Here is an 18,906-nt window from a genome sequence, read left to right on the forward strand (position 1 = left end):
AGGAGAGAAGAAGGGCCCGACAGGCGCGGGGGAGAGGCTGAGATGACGCCGAAGGTGGTCATCGTGCAACCAGACGTCCTTTGCCCGCCCAGCGAGTTGGGTCGCTGGCTGGATGAGGAGAAGGTGTCGTGGACGTGCGTGAGGCCCTTCGACGGCGATGCGGTTCCGGCGCTTCTCGACGCACACGGTCTTGTCGTCCTCGGTGGCGACATGAGCTCGCTCGACGACGTTGACTATCCGTGGCTCGAAGACATCCGGGCACTTCAACGTGCGGCGGCCGAACGGGGCCAACCGAGTCTGGGCATCTGCTTGGGAGCTCAGCTCATGGCACAAGCGTTCGGGGGGTGCACCGCGGTCGGCGACCGTGGGCTTGAGGCTGGCGTTGCTGAGGTTGGATGGTTGCCCGGTGCGCAGGACGACAGTCTCGTGGCCGGCTTGGCGTCACCGTTTGTGGCAGGAACCATGCACAGTGACGCGGTGGTGGTACTACCCGCCGATGCCGTGCAACTGGGGTCGGGCGACATGTATCCGAACCAGGTCTTCCGGGTCGGGGAGAGTTCCTGGGGCGTCCAGTTCCATCCCGAGATCAATCACGGCGTCTACCAGTCGTGGGTCGAAGCAACGGGTACCGAGCCCCAGAAGCGTCAGGCGATGCTGGTCGGTGGAGGGGAACTCCTTGAAGTCGAAGACCTCGTTCTTCGCGCCAACCAAGAGCTCGTCCGGAACTTCGCTTCGATGGTTCGACGGGCCGCGACGGGTGGAGAGTGGGAGTGAAGTGACGCGAAGCGCTCTGTTGAAGCAGGTCGTTGACCGTCGTTACCCAACGGTCAGCCGTGGAGAGGGGGTGTTTCTCTACGACAGCGAGGGGCGTCGTTACCTCGACGGGTGTGGTGGCGCGATGACCGCCAGCATCGGCCACGGCGTTCAGGAAGTCGCTGACGCCATGGCCCGGCAGTTGTCGCAGGTCGCGTTCACCTACCGCACGCAGTTCACCAACGAACCTGCCGAGGAGCTTGCGCGTCGGTTGACCGACCTGGCCCCGGGTGACCTCAACCACGCCTTCTTCGTCAGCAGCGGTTCCGAGGCCACGGAGTTCGCCATCCGTGCGGCCGTTGGTCACTGGCGTGAACGCGGCCGCCCGGACAAGGTGAAGATCCTCAGCCGCGAGGTTAGCTACCACGGCATGACCCTCGGTGCCCTGTCGATGTCCGGTCATGCCGCGCGTCGTCCTGACTACGGCTCGTTGCTGCACCCGTTCCCTGTCGTCCCTGCCGTCCACGCCTTCCGGCATGCACGGCCGGGCGAGAGTGACGATGAGTACGGCTCTCGTGCCGCGACGGAGTTCGAGGCTGCGGTGGTCGGCGCGGGACCAGAGACCGTCGCGGGCATCATCGTCGAGCCGATCGTCGGTGCGGCGGGTGGAGTCCTCGTACCGCCGCCCGGCTACCTTCAACTTCTGCGGGAGATCTGCGACCGACTCGACATCCTGCTCCTCATCGACGAGGTCATCACCGGCATGGGTCGCACGGGTGACTGGTTCGCCAGCATCACCGAGGGTGTCGTGCCCGACCTGCTGGCCACAGGCAAGGGACTGAGCGCTGGCTACTCACCCATGGGCGCCGTGCTGATGCGGGATCACATGGTCGAGGTCATCCGCGCGGGCAGTGGTGTGGCGCCGTTCGGGCACACCTTCTCCGGGAACCCGCTGGGCGCCGCGGCTTGCCTCGCCGTGCTGGACCACCTCGAGCAGAATGAGGTCCTGGTCAATGTCAGACAGCGCGGTGAGCAACTGGAGGCCGGCTTGCTGCAGCTCGCCGCCCGCTTTCCCTTCTTAGCCGATGTCCGGGGGCGCGGTCTGCTGTGGGGCTTCGAGTTCCTCGCAGATCCCTTGGCCAAGGCTGCTCCCGACCCGGCCCATCAGGTGTCCGGATTGTTCGTCGATGCCTGCTTCGAGCGGGGTCTCATCGTCTACCCGGCGGGCATCGCTCCCTTGAACAACGCCGTGGTGCTCTCGCCGCCGCTGACGATCAGCGCGGACGAGATCGATCTGATGATCGACATCCTCGACGACGCCCTCCAGGAGGTATCCCGACAGGACTTCCTGGCGGCAGTCGTCGCTGGCGGCCAACGCAACTCAACGAGACAGGATGTGATCGCATGACCGATTCGAAGGACGCGCCCACCGGCGCCGTCGACCAGCTCGAGGTTCTCTTCGCGGGCTACGTGCCTCCGGCCGTGCCGTGGGAGATGGGCACCGCCGGGTCTGTCGCCTCGACCGTGGCCTTCCTGCGCGACGGGGACCAGTTGATCATCGTGGATCCCGGGTTCGTGCCCAGTCGGGGATCGATCCTCGATCCTCTGCGCCAGATGGGCATCGAGGCGGGTGACATCACCGATGTGGTGTTCAGCCACCACCATCCTGACCACACCTTCAACGTTGCGCTCTTCCCGAACGCCCAGGCGCATGACGTGTGGGGCATCTACCGCAACGACCAGTGGGTGATGCGGCCCGCCGAGGGCTTCCAGGTGTCCGACAACGTCAGCCTGATCCAGACCCCGGGGCACACCGACCAGGACATCACAACGCTCGCACGCACCGCGGACGGCCTGGTGGCGTTCACCCACCTGTGGTGGACGGAGTCGCGGCCTCCGGGCGACGACACCGTGGGCACGGACCAGGACGCCTTCCACGCGAGCCGCGCACGTGTTCTCGACATGGAGCCTGCACTGATCGTGCCGGGCCACGGAGCGGCGTTCGAGCCGTCGGAGGCGACCCCTCGCTGACTCGGTGGTGCCGGCGGCCGTGAGGGCGGGACCGCTCACGACCGCCGGTGCTCAGGAGGCCTCAGGCGGTGACGACCGGGCGCCCGAGCGGCAGTGGCTGCCCGCCGGTCGCCTGCCGCACGGTGCCCAGGAAGAGGTAGGAGCCGATGGCAGCGAAGCCCAGAGCCGTGAAGCCGGAGGCCTTGGCGGCCCCGGTGTTGTTGCCGAGAACGGCGACGATCTGCAGGACGAGGGTGAGGTCCACCAGGGCGAGGACCGCGGTGAAGCTCAGCGGGAGGCGGAGCGAGCCGAGGGTGAGGACTCCGACGACCACCAGCCAACTGATCAGGAACAGCGCCTGCGTGTGCTGGATGTCCTCAAGCGGCACCGGCAGCCATCCGTGCGTGAGGCCGAGCACGAGGCCGGCGTAGCTCGCCCAGAAGCCCGCGAAGACCCCGAAGACGGCAGCGACCGCGTTCTGACCGAGCCGAGCTGCCCAGACAGTGGCGATCAGGGTGCAGACGGCGCTGGCCGGGAGGATGATCGCGAGCGGCGCCGCTGCAGCGGCGGCAGAGACGAATCCGGTCAGTTGCAGACCGAGGGCGACCGATCCGACGACGAAACCTGGAAGGCCGACGGCCAAGGGGTCGCCCGTCGGGGCCACCGTCGTCGATCCGGTGTCGGTGGTGGCGGGGGCGGTGTCTGCACTCATGAGGAGCTCCTCTCAGTGCCGCGGCGTGGTGCCGTGGCGAACTGGTCGGCGAACCTATGAAGCGGCCCCGCATATGTCAATGATTTCTGACAAATTGACATGTTGCTGTAGCGGCGGGTGCGCGGTAATCTGTTGTTGTGTCATCACCCATTGACACGAGAGGGAGGTCTGGAGGATGGGCGCACCCGCCCAGGACGCGTTCGACGCATTGTCCGATCCGACGCGGCGCGAGATCCTGCGCCTGCTCGCGGAGAACGGCGAGATGACCGCGGGCGAGGTTGCCGACAGTGTCTCGGCTGTCGGTCGTACTGCTGTGTCGAGCCACCTTCGGATCCTGCGTCAGGCGGGGCTGGTGGTCGAGCGCCGCGAGGGGCGCTTCCGTCACCTTTCGCTGGACCCCGAGGGTCCGGTGCGCGACGCCATGTCGTTCCTGTCGGTGCTGCTCGGGTCAGGTGTTCCGGACGACTCGCCGAGTGTCGAGTCGAAGGCGATGAAGGGATCCCGATCGCGTTCTGCGTAGCGATCCGGGCCTTGGGGGTGACGGTCCTTGGGCGAGGTGCTCATCACGGCGACGCGCGAGCTGCGCCATTCTCCGATGGAGGTCTTCGGCCTCTTCGGTTCGGGTTGCGCAGGCAGTTGGCTCTTCGACGCGCGATGTGACGTCGTGCGGACCGGCGTTCCGGTGGGCATCCGGTTGCCGTCGGACGGTCTCTCCACCGGTTCGGTCGACATCCTCGGACGGTTCGGCCGGGTGGTCCCGGGGCGGCTCATCGAGATCGTCCACGACCAGCCTTGGTCAGGTCGCCTCAAGATATTGATCCGTCCCGGGCCCGACGGAGGTTCCCTGGTGTCCGTCACCGGCGACGTCGACCAGAAGGGCATGGACTGGCTGCTGCGCCGGCGGGGCTGGCCCGTGCCCTCGCACGTGGATGCTGGTGTCCATCGCATCGGCCTTCTCACCAGCAAATCGGGTCCGGGAGCTGTGTTCAGCGTGGCTTCCGAGTACATGGCGGAATTGGCCGTTGAGGAGATCAACGCTGATGGAGGTCTCGACGGACGCCCTGTGGAGCTGGTCGTAGGCGACGACGAGACGAATGCCGACCAAGCTGCGCGGGAGGCTCGACGGCTGATCGCCGCTGGATGCCGATCGATCGTTGCGAGCGTCACGAGTGCCAGCTTCGGCTCGGCGGTCGACGCACTCAGCGGAACCGGTCGTCCCGTGATCCACTCCCTCCTGAACGAGGGCGGAGCTGGAGCTGGCGACGTGCTGCGCTGGGGAGAGCGTCCCTTCGACCAGGTTCGTGCGGCGGCCTCGACGGTGATGAACAGTGCTGCCGGCAAGCGGTGGTACATGATCGGCAACGACTACCGCTGGGCGCACGGTGCCCACCTCGCTGGCGAGCGAGCACTGGCGGAGGCCGGTGCCACCATTGTGGGGAATCAGTTCGTGCCGCTCGGCACCGAGGACTTCGAGTCCACCTTGGCGGGCATCGAGCGGAGCGGGGCGGATTGTGTGCTCTCGACGCTGGTGGGTGCGGACGAGGTCGCCTTCGAGCGGCAGACGTGGGACCAGGGCTTCCGGTCTCGTTGGCAGACGCTGTCGCTGGTGATGGAGGAGTCCGCTCGAGAGAGGATCGGCGATCAGGCATCCCAAGGGATCTGGACGGCTCTCGGCTACTTCGAAGCACTCGACACCCCCGAGAACATCGAACTCGTGGGCCGCTACCGCAGTCGATACGGCGAGCTGGCCCCGCCGCTGTCCTCGCTCTCCGAGTCGGTCTACGAGGCCATCGTGCTCTATGCAGCGGCGGTTCGTCAGAGCCGTGGGGACGAGAGCACGGTGAGCAACATGCTGCGCCGCAGCCGTGGACGCATGCCTCGAGGTGCGGTCCGGTCCGAGGGCCCGCACCACATGCGGCAGGACCTGTACGTTGCCAGGGCCGAGTCCGGCGGGTTCCGCATCCAGAACGGTTGATCCTGCAGTGCGCGATGAACTCTCCCGGAACCCTGCGGTCTGGGAATCCGCGGTCCGGCGTCTTCGGTTCGAGGCGGGCGCGTCGGTGGCCTTCGGAGGTGCGGTCGAGGGCGAACGCCTGAGGCTGGCCTGGTTCAACGGCGCCAACGCCGGAGCCCTCAGGGGTCTCGAGCTCCAACGTGGGCGGGGCCTCGGTGGGAGGGTGTGGGCGGAACAGAGGGCGATGGCCGTCGACGACTACTACGGCACCCAGCGCATCTCGCACGACTATGACCGACAGGTTCGAGCGGAGGGCCTGACAACGATTGCAGCAGCGCCGGTGCGCGTCGGGCGATCTGCCCGAGGTGTCCTCTACGTCGGCTTCCGTGCCACGGTCGTGGGCGATCGGACCCTGGACGTCGTCATCAGGGCATCGCGTGCGCTCGCCCATGAGATCAGTGTTCAGGAGGAGATTCACCGACAGGTGGAACTACGGACCGCGGAGCTCACGCGACGCCACGAGGAAATGGCCGTTCGGGCGCGCAGGCTCCATGCTGGCCTGGTGGCGATCCGTAGCTCCACTACCGACGAGTGCGCGCGTGATGCCGCGACCTCGTTGCTTGAACAGATGGCTGCCGCCGACAGTGGGCCTGCACCACTGTTGACGGCCCGCGAGCTGGATGTCCTCGCGCTCGTCGCCACGGGGTTGACCTACGCAGCCGTGGCCGAGCACCTCGGACTGACGGCCCTCACGGTCAAGTCGTACATGCGCGACGTGCTGTCACGGCTGGGCGTGCGGTCGCGGCACCTGGCGGTGATCGAGGCCAGGCGGTTGGGCCTCGTGCTGTGACCGTCGTCGCGCTCGCCCCCCATCGGGGGGTGTTCGGAGCGCGCTCGATGGCTGAACCATCTGCCGCATGGAAGCCACACACGCTCTGCGCTCCGCACGCGACCATCTCCGCTCGCTGCGCACGTCCTACGACGAGGCGGTCGCCCGGTTTGCCTGGCCGGATGTCGGGTCGACGTTCAACTTCGTGCACGACTGGTTCGACGCCTTCGCCCGCGGCAACGACCAGCCGGGCCTGGTGATCGTGGAGGAGGACGGCGCGCGGGCGTCGTACACGTTCGGGGAGCTGGTCACGCGCTCGGAGCAGGTCGCGCGACACCTCGCCGCGCAGGGCGTCCGCGCCGGCGACAGTGTCGTGGTGATGCTCGGCAACCAGGTCGAGCTGTGGGAGTCGATGCTCGCGCTGATCCGGCTGGGCGCGGTGATCATGCCGACCACGACGGCGGTCGGACCGGCCGAGCTGGTCGACCGGCTGGCGCGCGGCAACGCGCGGGCGGTCGTGTGCAACGCGGCCGACACGGCGAAGTTCGACGACGTGCCCGGCAGCTACCTGCGGGTCGCCGTCGGCGAGGCGCCGGCGGGATGGGTGTCCTACGCGGCGGCGTACGACGTCGCGGCCGCTCCCGTCCCGCACCCGGGCAACGCCAGCGACGACCGGCTGCTGCTCTACTTCACCTCCGGCACGACGAGCCGGCCGAAGCTGGTCGAGCACACGCACACGTCGTACCCGGTGGGCCACCTGTCGACGATGTACTGGCTGGGCCTGCAGCCCGGTGACGTGCACCTCAACATCTCCAGCCCCGGCTGGGCGAAGCACGCCTGGTCGAACTTCTTCGCGCCGTGGCTGGCCGAGGCGACGGTGTTCGTCTTCAACTACGCGCGCTTCGACGCGGCCGCCCTGCTCGGGCAGATCCGGACCGAGGGAGTGACGACCTTCTGTGCGCCGCCGACGGTCTGGCGGATGCTCATCAACGCGGACCTGTCGGGTGGCAAGGGCGCGCTGCGCGAGGCCATCGCCGCCGGCGAGCCGCTGAACCCCGAGGTGATCAGCCAGGTCGAGAAGCACTGGGGCCTGACCATCCGCGACGGCTTCGGGCAGACCGAGATGACGGCCGCGATCGCGAACCCGCCGGGCCAGCCGGTGACGTCGGGCTCGATGGGCCGTCCGCTGCCGGGCGTCCCGGTGGTGCTGGTCGACCCGCTCGAGGGCACCGTCGTCGACGGCGTGGGGGAGGGCGAGATCTGCCTCGACCTGAGCGTCCGCGACGGGTCCGGGCCGCTCACGCTGATGACCGGATACCAGGGCGACGCCGTGAAGAACGCCGAGGCGATGGCCGGCGGCTTCTACCACACCGGCGACGTCGCGGCCCGCGACGAGGACGGCTACATCACCTACATCGGTCGCACCGACGACGTGTTCAAGGCGTCGGACTACAAGGTGAGCCCGTTCGAGCTGGAGTCCGTGCTCATCGAGCACCCCGCTGTCGCCGAGGCGGCGGTCGTGCCGGCACCGGACCCGGTGCGGCTGGCCGTCCCGAAGGCGTACGTCGCCCTCGTCGCCGGCCACGAGCCGACGGCGGAGACGGCGGAGTCGATCCTGCGCTACGCGCGCGAGCACCTGGCGCCGTACCTCCGGGTCCGGAGGCTGGAGTTCTTCGAGCTGCCGAAGACGATCTCGGGCAAGATCCGCCGGGTCGAGCTGCGCAAGCGGGAGAACGAGGTCGAGGGCAGCCGGCCCGCCGGCGAGTACCGCGACGAGGACTTCCCTGCACTGAAGGGCTGACGGTGAGCGCGCGGTGTCGATCTGCTGGCCGATTGGTTCAATATGTCGCTATCTGTTGACATATGAACAGATTGACACTTCACTTGGCGTGACGCGGACCACAAGCCGCGCATCCGAGAGAGGGAGGTCGCATGCCGATCGAGAAGCCCACCGTGGCCGCAATGGCCGAGCTCGCCGCTGCCGCAGGCCTGGGGATCGACGACGCTGAGATCGTGACCTACCAGGCGGTCGCCGACGGACTGCTCGAGTCGTGGAACCGCGTGGAGGAGCTGTACGCCGACCTCGCGCCGAGCGTGCCGGAGCGGACGTGGGTCCGACCGGTCGAGAATCACAACGAGCTCGGAGCCTGGTACGTCCAGACCGACCTTGCTGAGACTGCCGAGGGGCCCCTCGCAGGCCGGACGGTCGTCATCAAGGACAACGTGAGCGTCGCCGGCGTTCCCATGATGAACGGTTCGTTGACCGTCGATGGCTACATCCCGGCCGAGGACGCGACGGTGGTCCGCCGCCTCCTCGCCGCAGGCGCGACCATCGCCGGCAAGTCGACCTGTGAGGACCTCTGCTTCTCCGGAGGCTCCCACACGAGCAAGCCCGGTCCCGTGCGCAATCCCTGGGACCGGGAGCGGTCGGCCGGCGGCTCATCGAGCGGCAGTGCCGCACTCGTCGCCGCCCGCGAGGTGGACCTGGCGCTCGGTGGTGACCAAGGCGGATCGGTGCGGATTCCTGCCGCCTTCTGCGGCATCGTGGGTCACAAGCCGACCTTCGGTCTCGTTCCCTACACGGGCGCCTTCCCGATCGAGCAGTCCATCGACCACCTGGGGCCGATGGCCCGCACCGTCGAGGACGTTGCGAGGATGCTCAACGTCATCGCCGGCGTCGACGGTCTCGACCCACGGCAGCCTGACGCGACGGCGCCGGTCGACTACGTGCAGGCACTCGCCGAGTCCGTCTCCGGTCTACGCCTCGGCGTCGTCACCGAGGGCTTCCAGCTGGCCAACGCTGACCCCGCAGTCAACGAGACCGTGCGCGCAGCCATTGCACAACTGGTATCCGCCGGGCTCGAGGCAGACGAGGTTTCGATCCCGTGGCACGCCTACGGACCGGCGATCTGGGACGTGATCTCGGTCGAGGGCGCGACGTGGCAGATGGTCGACGGCAACGCCTACGGCATGAACTGGAAGGGCTACTACGACCCCGACCTGATCGCTCACTACGGGCGCCGCTGGCGCGAGGACCCCAGCCGGTTCTCGGAGACCGTCAAGCTCGTGATGATGGCCGGTCGGCATGCACTCGCCAACGACTTCGGGCGCCACTACGCGATGGCGCGTGGCCTCGAGTCGCGCCTCGCAGCGGCGTACGACGCGGCCCTCGAGAACTACGACGTGCTGGTGATGCCGACGCTGCCGATCACTGCGAGCAAGCTCCCGGCTGCCGACGCCGAGCTCGCCGACATCCTCGGCAGAGCCCTCGAGATGCTCGCCAACACCGCGCCGTTCGACGTGACGGGCCACCCGGCCTGCTCCGTGCCGGCCGGTCTCGCAGATGGACTTCCGGTCGGCCTCATGGTCATCGGCAGGAAGTACGACGACGCCACGGTCCTACGCGTGGCGCACGCACTGGAGAACGCGATCGGCGGTTTCCCGCTGCCGGCCGCCGAGAGGAGAAACGCATGAACGGGGTGTTCGACCTGGGAGGCACCGACGGACTCGGTCCGATCGATCCTCCTGCCGAGGAGCCGATCTTCCGCGCGGAGTGGGAGAAGCCGGCGTTCACGATGTTCGCCGCCTGCTTCCGTGCCGGCTGGTTCGGCGTGGACCAGTTCCGCTACGGCATCGAGGTGATGGACCCGGCCGTCTATCTCAAGGCGCCGTACTACGAGCACTGGCTCCACACCTTCGAGTATTACGGGATCGGCGGGGGGCACATCGACGAGGCCGAGCTCGACCGGCGTACCCAGTTCTACCTCGACAACCCGGATGCACCGCTACCGGAGCACGAGCAGAGCCAGGAGCTGATCGACTTCGTGAACGCGGTCGTTCCGGCTGGTGCACCTGCTGGCCGTCCGACGGAGAAGGAGCCGCGCTTCAAGGTCGGGGATGTCGTGCGCATGGGCATCGACGTGCCCTTCGGCCACAGCCGTCGTGCCGGCTACGTCCGCGGGAAGACGGGCGTGATCATCAGCCACCACGGTTCGTTCATCTACCCCGACTCCGCGGGCAACGGACAGGGCGACGCTCCCGAGCACCTCTACACCGTGCGGTTCGCGGCCGAGGAGCTGTGGGGTGCGCAGTACGCCGATCCCAACGGAAGCACGTGCTTCGACGTCTGGGATCCCTACATCGAGCTGGTCGAGAAGGAAGGAGCGGTCGCATGAGTGGCCTCGTGAAGTCGCAGGAAGAGATCGCCGCGCGCGTCAAGGCGCTGGAGTCGATGCTTATCGAGCAGGGCGTGATGACGACGTCGATGGTCGACCGGATGGTAGAGATCTACGAGAACGAAGTGGGTCCGCACCTCGGTGCCCAGCTGATCGCCAAGGCGTGGAGTGACCCCGAGTTCAAGGCTCGCCTGCTCGAGGACGCCACCGAGGCCGCGAAGGAGCTCGGCATCAGCGGTCTCCAGGGCGAGGACCTCGTCGCGCTCGAGAACACCGATGACGTCCACAACGCCATCGTGTGCACCCTCTGCTCCTGCTATCCCTGGCCGGTGATGGGGCTTCCGCCGAACTGGTACAAGGAGCCCCAGTACAGGTCCCGCATCGTTCGCGAGCCCCGCAAGGTTCTCTCGGAGGACTTCGGCTTCGACGTGCCGGTGGACAAGGAGATCCGGGTCTGGGACTCCAGCTCGGAGATGCGGTACTTCGTGATGCCCCAGCGTCCGGCCGGCACCGACGGTTGGTCCGAGGAGCAGCTCGCTGCCCTGGTCACCCGCGACTCGATGATCGGTGTCGCTCCCGCCAAGGCCGCATCGTGAGCGTGGGCACCCGTGAGCGGCCCTCTGCAGCAGAACGCCGAGCTGTCGAGGACCTCGTCTGTGACATGCCCGGCGGTCGGGCCGGCGATCTCGCCTTCGACGAGCCGTGGGAGATCCGGGCCTTCGCGCTCGCGGTCAGCGCCCACAAGACCGGGCAGTTCGACTGGTCACAGTTCCAAGGGGCCCTGATCGCATCGATCTCGACCTGGGAGAAGGAGAACCCGGGTCTCGACGATCCGTCGTGGTCGTACTACGAGCACTGGGTCGCCGCCCTAGAGCAAGTCCTGGGGAATCAGGGGGTCCTCCTGCTCGACGAGCTCGACGGACGAACCCTGGACGTGCTTGCCGTACCGGCCAATCGCAACCACCACGAGGCTCACACCGAGCCCATTGCCGTCGACCCGGCCATCCGGGCGTGACGGGAAAGGAAATCATCATGTCCAACGCATCCGTCGCCGCAACCAAGGCGGCCATCGCAGTCCCCGCCTGGGTCTGGGCCGTCGCGGCCTTTGCCCTGTTCGGCGCCTACTTCCTTGTGCAGGAGAACGGCGCTCTGCTTTCGGCGAACGCTGCGCAGTTCCTGCACGAGGTCACCCACGACGGCCGCCACGCCCTCGGCGTGCCCTGCCACTGATCCTGATGCGGACCACGTGGACGCAGCGCCTCGTTCGGGGCGGTGCGAGCGGAATCGCAGGGGGAACGGCCGCGGCTGTGGTCTTGTGGGTGGCCGTCGAGCCGGTCCTGTCCCGCGCGATCGCGTTGGAGGGCGCAGGCGCCGACGCGCACGGTCACGCGGAATCGGAGGGCGCCCATAGCCACTCCCACGAGACCGGTGAGGTCGTGACACGGTTCCAGCAGCAGATCGGCGGCACCCTGACCGTCATCATCGTGGCGGCTCTGATGGGCTTGGCCTTCTCGGTCGTCTACGCGCGGTCGCGGCATCGCCTTCCCGGGCGCACGGACCTCGGCAAGTCGGCTGCGCTCGGCGCGCTCGCCTTCACGGTCATGGCCTTGCTGCCCGCGCTCGTCATCCCGGCCAATCCCCCCGGAGTCGGTGATCCGGACACCGTGAACTATCGAACGCTGTGCTACTTCGTGGTCATCGGTCTGGGAGTTCTCGTCGTCGGCGCAGCCTTCGGGACTCAGCGCTTCCTGGAACGCCGAGCGCCTTCGTCGGAGTTGACGTGGCTCGCTGTGGCTGCGGTGGCGACGCTGGGTGCGGGCGCCGTCGTGCTGTTCGCTCCGGGCCCGGCTGACGTCGTTCCCGGCTCCGTGCCGGCGGCGCTGCTCTGGGACTTCCGGGTCGGATCGCTCGCTCAGCTCGGGGCGATGTGGGGCGTGATCGGCCTTGCGCACGGGGCGGTCACGCACCGAGCTGAGGTGGCTCGCCCAGGGGTCGGACGACCGATGGTCGTCCGAGCGTGACCTTCTCCGGAGGCGTCGTGGCAGACCGTGACCAGTGCCTGGTCACGGTCTGCCGTGGCTGTTGTTGCGGCGACGTCGGCCGCCATCCCGACGTCGACCACGCCGCACAGGTGAATGTGCTGATCAATGGCCTGCGAGGCCGTGCCGAGGTGCGGGTGAGTACCTGTCTGCTGGTCTGCGGGGAGTCGAACGTCGTCGTCGTCTCCCCGGCGCCCTCCGCGCGCGTCGAATGGAGGGCTCGGCCGGTGTGGCTCGGCGGAGTCCTCCAGCCCTCGGTGGTCGATGCCATCGTCGAGTGGGTACACCGTGGGGGACCGGGACGCGCCGAGATGCCGAGAGTTCTCGCGGAGAGGGCGACCGGGCCATTTCGTGCCCTTATACCCTAGGGGGGTATAGTTCACACATGAACAAAGCTTCTCGGGGATCTGCCTCCATTGCATTGGTGGTGATCACCACGGCGCAGCTCATGCTGGTGCTGGACGACTCGATCGTGAACATCGCGCTGCCGAGCATCCAGCGCTCGCTCGACGTGGAGCCGGTCGACCTTCCGTGGGTCGTGAACGCCTACATCGTCGTGTTCGGGTCCCTGCTTCTCGTCGGCGGACGCATCGGGGACGTGTGGGGGCGGCGCCGCACCTTCTCGACGGGGATCGCGATCTTCGTGGCAGGGTCGCTCGCCGGGGGCATGGGGCACGACCTCGAGGTGTTGGTCGCCGCTCGCGCCCTGCAAGGTCTCGGTGCCGCGTTGGCGGCCCCGAACGCGTTGGCGCTCATCGCAACGTCGTTCCAGGACAACATGATGCGCGACAGGGCGCTGTCGCTCTACGGCGCGATGTCCGAGCTCGGCATCATTGCTGGGCTCTTCCTTGGGGGAGTCCTGACTGAAGTCGGGGGCTGGCGCTGGGTCTTCTTCATCAATGTCCCGATCGGTCTGCTGGTCCTGTGGGGGAGTCGGTCGCTCACCGCCACGCGGCCAGCGTCCGGGCCACTCGGTGGCATCGGTGCGGCGCTGGTGACCGGGGGCATGCTGACGATGACGTACGGAATCACCCGCATGGGCGAGCACGGCCTGTTCGATCTGGACGGCCTGATCCTCATTGTGGGCGCGGCGATCCTGTTGGGTCTCTTCGTGCTGTCGCAAGCGAAGGACCATCGCCCACTCCTCCCGCTCGCGCTCCTGGCAGACCGGTCCCGAGCAGGCGCCTATCTCGGCATGCTTCTCCTCGCCATCGGACCGATGGGGACCTTCTACATCATCACGCTCTACCTCCAGGACGTGCGACACTTCACGCCGGTCGAAGCAGGGACCGCGTGGCTGCCCTTCGCTGTCGGGATCATGGGTGGAGCGGCGCTGGCCCCCGTGTTGATCGCACGGACCTCTGCCCGTGTCGTCGCTCCGGCAGGGGCTTTACTAAGCGCGGTCGCCACCGCGTGGTTCTCCAGGATCGGCGAGGACGCGTCGTACTGGGCTCATCTCGCGCCCGCGATGTTCGTGCTGGCACTGGGGTTCGGCTTCGGCGTAATGGCGCTGACCCAAGCAGCCGTGTACGACGTTTCCGAGGACCGCGCAGGTGTGGCTGCAGCCGTGCTCAACGCGGCGCAGCAGGTTGGGGTTGGGCTCGGACTGGCTCTGCTGGCCGGGGTCGCCGCGGCCGTCACGGGTGAAAGCAGTCATGGTGCAGCGGCGGTGGTCGACGGCTACCAGCGGGCGTTGGACGTAGCGACCGGGATCCTCCTGACGGCAGCGGTGATCACCGCGGCGCTCATCAGGGGCACGGGCGGACCTGCTCGACCGGACCCGGTCGCGACGGGTAGCTCCTGGCCCGGCGATCTCGAGACTGAGAACACACGCAAGCGCTAACCCCTGGCGTGCAATGAGTGCGGTCTACTGCGTGATTTCACGCCTGTGTAGGCGAGACTCCGGCCGCCGAACGGCCGTCGAGCCACTCGGAGTGAAAATGCCCAGGCCGGCGGTGCTGCCTATCACCCACCAGAGGTGCCCCACTTCGCCCAGAATGGCGCGCCTTGAGCTTCCTGTGCTGCTTTCGCTATCTCGTCGAGTGCCCGAAGCCCACGAGCGACCTCGTCACTCGACTGCCCAAGGCACCTCAAACAACCAGCCCAGCTGTCATCGCCGACGTCGACTGGTCCGCTGACTGCCACCAAGCCGACCAACGTGGTCGTAGTCCAACGTGCTCCCGAACGGTCAACAGGCGAATTGTCGGATGTAATGCGTTACAGCGTCGGCTCGGAACAACTTCACCAGGCCAGCCCAAGTTCGCCCACGCCGCCATGGGGCCATAGACGACCTACGCGGAATCTGTCGGTGGTACCCGCTATGGTGATTGCGGGTCCGAACACAGGTTCGAACGATGCGGTGAGTCACGGTGACGGTCCGCACGGGCAGGAGTGGCACGTGAACGTCTCAGACGCTTTCGCCAAGTACCAGTTGTATGTCGACGCAGACCCTTCTCAGGTTGAGGAAGCGCGTGAGCGAGCGGCTTCCTTCAAGGGCGCGTTCGACACGCTCAGCGACGTGGACGAGGTCTTCATGTCTGGGTCGCTGGCCCGCAAAACGCACAAGGACCCGATCCACGACGTGGACGTCGTCATCATCTACAACGAAGTCGACCACCCCGGCTGGGGTGGCGCGGGCGACTCCGCCGAGGACGCCCTCAACTACACCCGCGAGAAGGTCAACGCGCTCCTCGGCGCAACGAACGGCACGTACGACCAATTGGTCCGCCTCGCACGCTGGCGCAACCACGCCGTCAAGTGCTTCATCGACGACCCCGACGACGAGGACGCGTTCACCGTCGACGCGATGCCTGCCCTCCGCAAGGACGGCTACCTGCTCATCCCCGAGTTCTTGTCCCGTAAGTGGGTCGCATGCGACCCCGAGCACCTGATCGACGAGGTCCAGAAGCGGCGCGAGCAGTGGGGCAACTACCCGGGCACGGTCCGCATGCTCAAGGATTGGGCATCGATCCAGACGGGCGTCAACATCAAGTCTCTCGTCATGGAGGTCCTCGCACTCGACAACCTCCCGCTGGGCCGGACCCAGCCGGTCGCGGTGAAGGAGTTCTTCGTCAAGGCCGCTCACTACATCGAGAGCGGCTACGCGGTCGAAGACCCCGCCGGGCACTGCGGCCCCATTCAGACCGACCTCGACTACGACACGCTCGGCGACCGACTGCGGGCGGCAGCCGACAACGCGGCGCTCGCGGTGGTGAAGCAGAGCGTCGGTGATGACGCTGGCGCGATTCGTGCATGGCGCGACGTGTTCGGTGAAGGATTCCCGAGGCCGCCGTCGACTGGTCCGGCCCCGGCCGTCGTCCCGCCCGTCCTCCCGCGTCCGGTTAAGGACACTCCGCAAGGATGAGTAAGCCGGTTCTTCAGATTGAGTTGTGGAACGAAGCCGATCCGCAGCTCGAAGAACGCGACAAGGCTGCCATCGCCGCCTTCGCGGCGGACCTCCAGTACGTGCCGCCCAATGTCCACGAAGGGGTCGTCACCCACGGCGCGTGGGCAGGACGCCTACCAATTTGGCCCTTCGACCGTCCCGCGCCGGAAGGGCTCGACGTGCTGGTACCCGACGGTGCGCTCGTATCGCTCCACTACCCATCGGCCTATCCGATGGTGCCACCACGCGTGTACGTCCTCGACCCGGAGCCGACGATCCAGCAGTACACACAGCACGCATGGCACGTCGCGCCTGGCGGGTCCCTCTGCCTTCTGCAGACCGAGAACGACTGGACCCCGGAGACGACGCCCGTCGACCTGCTCCTCAAGGCGTGCGGCTGGCGCATCGAGTTCGCGCTCATGGAAGCCGGGCTCATTGAGTCCATGACAACCAATGGCATCGTCAGCGACCCTTCCCGTGACCACCTCGTAACGGAGGCAGCGAACCTGTGAGTGCCGGATACCCGTGGGTCGCGCTCCCCAGCGAAGCGGTAGAGAAGATCCAGGGCGCTGAAGGGTCCAGTGGTGAGCTCCTGTTCCATGCCAACGAGTGGAACAACATGTACGTCGCCCAGAAGGTCGAGACCTCCAAGGACCTCTGGCTCCCGGTAACGGTCCCCACCGAGTACGCCGCGCTTCGCTATCAAGGCGGAACGGTCGCCGGGCGGTGGGTCCGGATGACTGGCAGCGACATCAACATCCAACACCGGGCCACCATCGCTCGCGGACGCGGCGTCGGTTTCGGATTCGACGACTTCAAGAAACTCGTGCCCGAGGTTCGCCAACCCAGCGGCACCAACAACGGCCTCCTCGTCACCCACGTCCCCGACATGCCGGAAGACTGGATCAAAGCAGGAGCCACCGAATTCTCCGCGTGGCTCACAACCCGTGACTTCGTAACCCCGATGCCGGTCGCCGTAGAACCCGAGACGGGTCTCGCTCAACTTGACGGACACTGGCCCGTCGACGAGGTGCTCGACTTCAAGGTCGCAGTCGTTGGTGTCGGATCGATCGGCGGCGTCGTGGCCGACGCACTGGCCCGGTACGGCGTCGGAGAACTGCATCTCATCGACCCCGACCGGTTCCTGTGGCACAACATGATCCGCCATGTACTCGGCCCCGAGAGCGTCGGCATCATGAAGGTCGATGCAATGAAACAGCGCCTCAACGCACGCTGGCCCGACACCGACGTCCACCCGTACACCTACGACGTGGTCGATCACGCACACCTCATGCGCTCTCTGTTCTCCAACGTTGACGTCATCGTGTGCGCCGCAGACGGCGTTGCCCCGCGACGAGTCGTCTCCCACCTCGCTCGCCGTGCAGGCAAACCAGCCGTCCTCGCCTGCGTCCTCGACGACGGCGCGGTCGGCGAAATCGTGCGCCTTCAACCCGCGCCACGGCACGGATGCCTGATGTGCCTCCGCGCCCATCTCGCCGCCGGTGGAGCCATCGACGTCGAAGCGGCACAAGAACTCGACTACGGCACCGGCTCCGTCCATCGAGCCATGACAGCCGTGGGACCCGACCTCCACTTCGTCGGACAGCTCGCTGCCAAGGCCGCGATCTCCACACTTTTGGAAACCCACCTCGGTGACCACACCGCCCGGCTCCCCGGCGAACTGGCAACCATCGGCCTACGCCCCACTGGAGACCTCGCCGCACCGTTCGACCTCGCCCGGGCCATCGACCTCGCATGGCATGACATCCCGCGACCCCGACCCGTCTGCCCAACGTGCAATCCCGACACATGAGGATCACCGTGGACCGTCGGGCGTGGGAAGCGATCCGCAGCGAGGTCGCGGCAGCACCGGACGGGCTCGAAACCGGCGGAATCCTCCTCGGGAAAGACACAAACGACGGAGTGACAATCGGCGTCGCGGGAGATCCAGGCCCCAACGCCGTCCACGAGCCCACCCGGTTCCTGCGCGACCTCAACCACGCCCAACGAATCGCAGCCGCAGGCTGGGAACACGATCACTCAGTCTGGGTCGGCGAATGGCACACCCACCCGCGAGCGGACCCCATGCCCAGCGCAATCGACCTCGACTCCTACCTGCGTCACCTCACCGATGACGAACTCGGATTCGACCGGTTCATCAGCATCATCGTCAGTCCCGGCCGCGAGCCTCCTGTAGCCGCATGCTGGGTCGTCACCCGCGACGCCGCAACACTCACCCCGCTCACCATCGAAAGCGACCCCGCATGACCAGCACCTTCAACATCCGACAATCCCTTCTCGGCCACCAAGCACGCATCCTCGGCAACCACGAGGCCATCCGCGCGATGACCAACCACGGGACAACCGTCGGTGACCAGAGCGAGCAGGACTGGGTGGCGATCTTGCGCAACTTCCTGCCCGAGCGCTACGAGGTCGGGCCGATCATCGCGGTGGATTCGAACGGCGCACAGAGTGAGCAGATCGACGTCGCGCTCTTCGACCGTCAGTACTCACCCCTGTGGTTCGGGCACCAGGCGGCGACTCGATTCGTTCCTGTGGAGGCCGTCTACGGCGTCTTTGAGGTGAAGCCGCACATCGACAAGGATTACATCGAATACGCCGCCAAGAAGGTCGGGTCTGTTCGGGCCCTCCACCGCACCTCAGCGCCAATCATCCACGCGGGCGGCAAGTTCCGGGCACTCGACCCCGAAGACCGACCGATCATCGGCGGCCTACTCGCGACCACCACCGGTTGGTCGACCCACGAAAGAGCAATTCGGGGCCTTGATGCCTACCTCCCCGCCTACGGCGACCCCGGTTTCCTCGATCTTGGGATCGCTTTGGACACGATCTCCTTCGACCACACGCCTAACCCCGTCGAAGGCGAAGAAACGTCCACCGCCGAGAACCCGCCTCGGGAGTACCGCCACGACGGCAACCAACTCATCCATTTCGCCGCACGACTCTTCCGCATGCTGCAGTTGACCGGCACCGTTCTTGCCGTCGACATGACCGCCTACGAACGGCACATCAACCCGGAGGACTGATC

Annotated in this window: 20 protein-coding genes; 19 read left to right on the forward strand and 1 reads right to left on the reverse strand. The window is 67.0% G+C overall.

The features are described from left to right. The first annotated feature begins 42 nt into the window (after positions 1-42). From AC2YHB_RS17855 to AC2YHB_RS17865, 3 genes are read left to right on the forward strand one after another with little or no spacing between them, the layout of a single operon-like run. A complete protein-coding gene (locus AC2YHB_RS17855) occupies positions 43-774 on the forward strand; it encodes a type 1 glutamine amidotransferase (protein WP_487354386.1) in 732 nt (243 codons plus the stop codon). Position 775: 1 nt separating this feature from the next. Then, complete coding sequence (locus AC2YHB_RS17860) at positions 776-2,161, forward strand: aminotransferase class III-fold pyridoxal phosphate-dependent enzyme (protein ID WP_487354414.1); 1,386 nt, start codon at positions 776-778, stop codon at positions 2,159-2,161. Beyond that, positions 2,158-2,784: an MBL fold metallo-hydrolase gene (locus AC2YHB_RS17865; RefSeq protein ID WP_487354387.1), complete on the forward strand. Its 627-nt coding sequence runs from the start codon at positions 2,158-2,160 to the stop codon at positions 2,782-2,784. Before AC2YHB_RS17860 ends, AC2YHB_RS17865 begins: the two co-directional genes overlap by 4 nt. A 61-nt stretch (positions 2,785-2,845) precedes the next feature. Here AC2YHB_RS17865 and AC2YHB_RS17870 read toward each other — a convergent pair whose 3' ends face one another. Then, positions 2,846-3,475, reverse strand: a complete 630-nt coding sequence (locus AC2YHB_RS17870; protein WP_487354388.1) for a GPR1/FUN34/YaaH family transporter — start codon at positions 3,473-3,475, stop codon at positions 2,846-2,848. A 175-nt stretch (positions 3,476-3,650) separates the two neighbouring features. Between AC2YHB_RS17870 and AC2YHB_RS17875 the strand changes: the two genes are divergently transcribed. The 16 genes from AC2YHB_RS17875 (at position 3,651) to AC2YHB_RS17950 (ending at position 18,904) form a co-directional block, all read left to right on the forward strand. Beyond that, positions 3,651-3,995, forward strand: coding sequence for a metalloregulator ArsR/SmtB family transcription factor (locus tag AC2YHB_RS17875; protein ID WP_487354389.1), 345 nt, complete (start codon positions 3,651-3,653; stop codon positions 3,993-3,995). Between the two features lie 36 nt (positions 3,996-4,031). Beyond that, the gene (locus tag AC2YHB_RS17880) at positions 4,032-5,450 is read left to right on the forward strand and encodes a substrate-binding protein (RefSeq protein WP_487354415.1); all 1,419 of its coding nucleotides are present in this window, start codon (positions 4,032-4,034) and stop codon (positions 5,448-5,450) included. Positions 5,451-5,673: 223 nt separating this feature from the next. Beyond that, on the forward strand, positions 5,674-6,279 hold the full coding sequence (locus AC2YHB_RS17885) for a helix-turn-helix transcriptional regulator (protein ID WP_487354390.1): 606 nt from the start codon (positions 5,674-5,676) through the stop codon (positions 6,277-6,279). A 67-nt stretch (positions 6,280-6,346) separates the two neighbouring features. After that, entirely contained in the window at positions 6,347-8,059 is a 1,713-nt protein-coding gene (locus AC2YHB_RS17890) for an AMP-binding protein (protein ID WP_487354391.1), read from the forward strand. 131 nt (positions 8,060-8,190) lie between these two features. Further along, positions 8,191-9,732, forward strand: coding sequence for an amidase (locus tag AC2YHB_RS17895; RefSeq protein ID WP_487354392.1), 1,542 nt, complete (start codon positions 8,191-8,193; stop codon positions 9,730-9,732). Continuing rightward, on the forward strand, positions 9,729-10,433 hold the full coding sequence (gene nthB, locus AC2YHB_RS17900; protein WP_487354393.1) for a nitrile hydratase subunit beta: 705 nt from the start codon (positions 9,729-9,731) through the stop codon (positions 10,431-10,433). Before AC2YHB_RS17895 ends, nthB begins: the two co-directional genes overlap by 4 nt. Further along, positions 10,430-11,029: a nitrile hydratase subunit alpha gene (nthA, locus tag AC2YHB_RS17905; protein ID WP_487354394.1), complete on the forward strand. Its 600-nt coding sequence runs from the start codon at positions 10,430-10,432 to the stop codon at positions 11,027-11,029. Before nthB ends, nthA begins: the two co-directional genes overlap by 4 nt. Continuing rightward, on the forward strand, positions 11,026-11,448 hold the full coding sequence (locus tag AC2YHB_RS17910; protein ID WP_487354395.1) for a nitrile hydratase accessory protein: 423 nt from the start codon (positions 11,026-11,028) through the stop codon (positions 11,446-11,448). Before nthA ends, AC2YHB_RS17910 begins: the two co-directional genes overlap by 4 nt. A gap of 17 nt (positions 11,449-11,465) precedes the next feature. Continuing rightward, the gene (locus tag AC2YHB_RS17915; RefSeq protein WP_487354396.1) at positions 11,466-11,663 is read left to right on the forward strand and encodes a CbtB domain-containing protein; all 198 of its coding nucleotides are present in this window, start codon (positions 11,466-11,468) and stop codon (positions 11,661-11,663) included. A 5-nt stretch (positions 11,664-11,668) separates the two neighbouring features. Next, the gene (locus AC2YHB_RS17920) at positions 11,669-12,454 is read left to right on the forward strand and encodes a CbtA family protein (protein WP_487354397.1); all 786 of its coding nucleotides are present in this window, start codon (positions 11,669-11,671) and stop codon (positions 12,452-12,454) included. Between the two features lie 442 nt (positions 12,455-12,896). Then, positions 12,897-14,315 carry an MFS transporter gene (locus AC2YHB_RS17925; protein WP_487354398.1) on the forward strand — a complete coding sequence of 473 codons (1,419 nt, stop codon included), beginning with the start codon at positions 12,897-12,899 and terminating at the stop codon, positions 14,313-14,315. Between the two features lie 555 nt (positions 14,316-14,870). Further along, positions 14,871-15,836, forward strand: a complete 966-nt coding sequence (locus AC2YHB_RS17930) for a nucleotidyltransferase domain-containing protein (RefSeq protein WP_487354399.1) — start codon at positions 14,871-14,873, stop codon at positions 15,834-15,836. Next, complete coding sequence (locus AC2YHB_RS17935; RefSeq protein ID WP_487354400.1) at positions 15,833-16,369, forward strand: hypothetical protein; 537 nt, start codon at positions 15,833-15,835, stop codon at positions 16,367-16,369. Before AC2YHB_RS17930 ends, AC2YHB_RS17935 begins: the two co-directional genes overlap by 4 nt. Further along, positions 16,366-17,670: a HesA/MoeB/ThiF family protein gene (locus AC2YHB_RS17940; protein ID WP_487354401.1), complete on the forward strand. Its 1,305-nt coding sequence runs from the start codon at positions 16,366-16,368 to the stop codon at positions 17,668-17,670. The genes AC2YHB_RS17935 and AC2YHB_RS17940 overlap by 4 nt, the downstream gene beginning before the upstream one ends. Continuing rightward, complete coding sequence (locus tag AC2YHB_RS17945; RefSeq protein ID WP_487354402.1) at positions 17,667-18,125, forward strand: M67 family metallopeptidase; 459 nt, start codon at positions 17,667-17,669, stop codon at positions 18,123-18,125. The genes AC2YHB_RS17940 and AC2YHB_RS17945 overlap by 4 nt, the downstream gene beginning before the upstream one ends. Further along, the gene (locus tag AC2YHB_RS17950) at positions 18,122-18,904 is read left to right on the forward strand and encodes a DUF6602 domain-containing protein (RefSeq protein WP_487354403.1); all 783 of its coding nucleotides are present in this window, start codon (positions 18,122-18,124) and stop codon (positions 18,902-18,904) included. Before AC2YHB_RS17945 ends, AC2YHB_RS17950 begins: the two co-directional genes overlap by 4 nt. Positions 18,905-18,906 lie beyond the last annotated feature (2 nt).

It is taken from the genome of Nocardioides sp. SRI_004 (assembly GCF_057586415.1).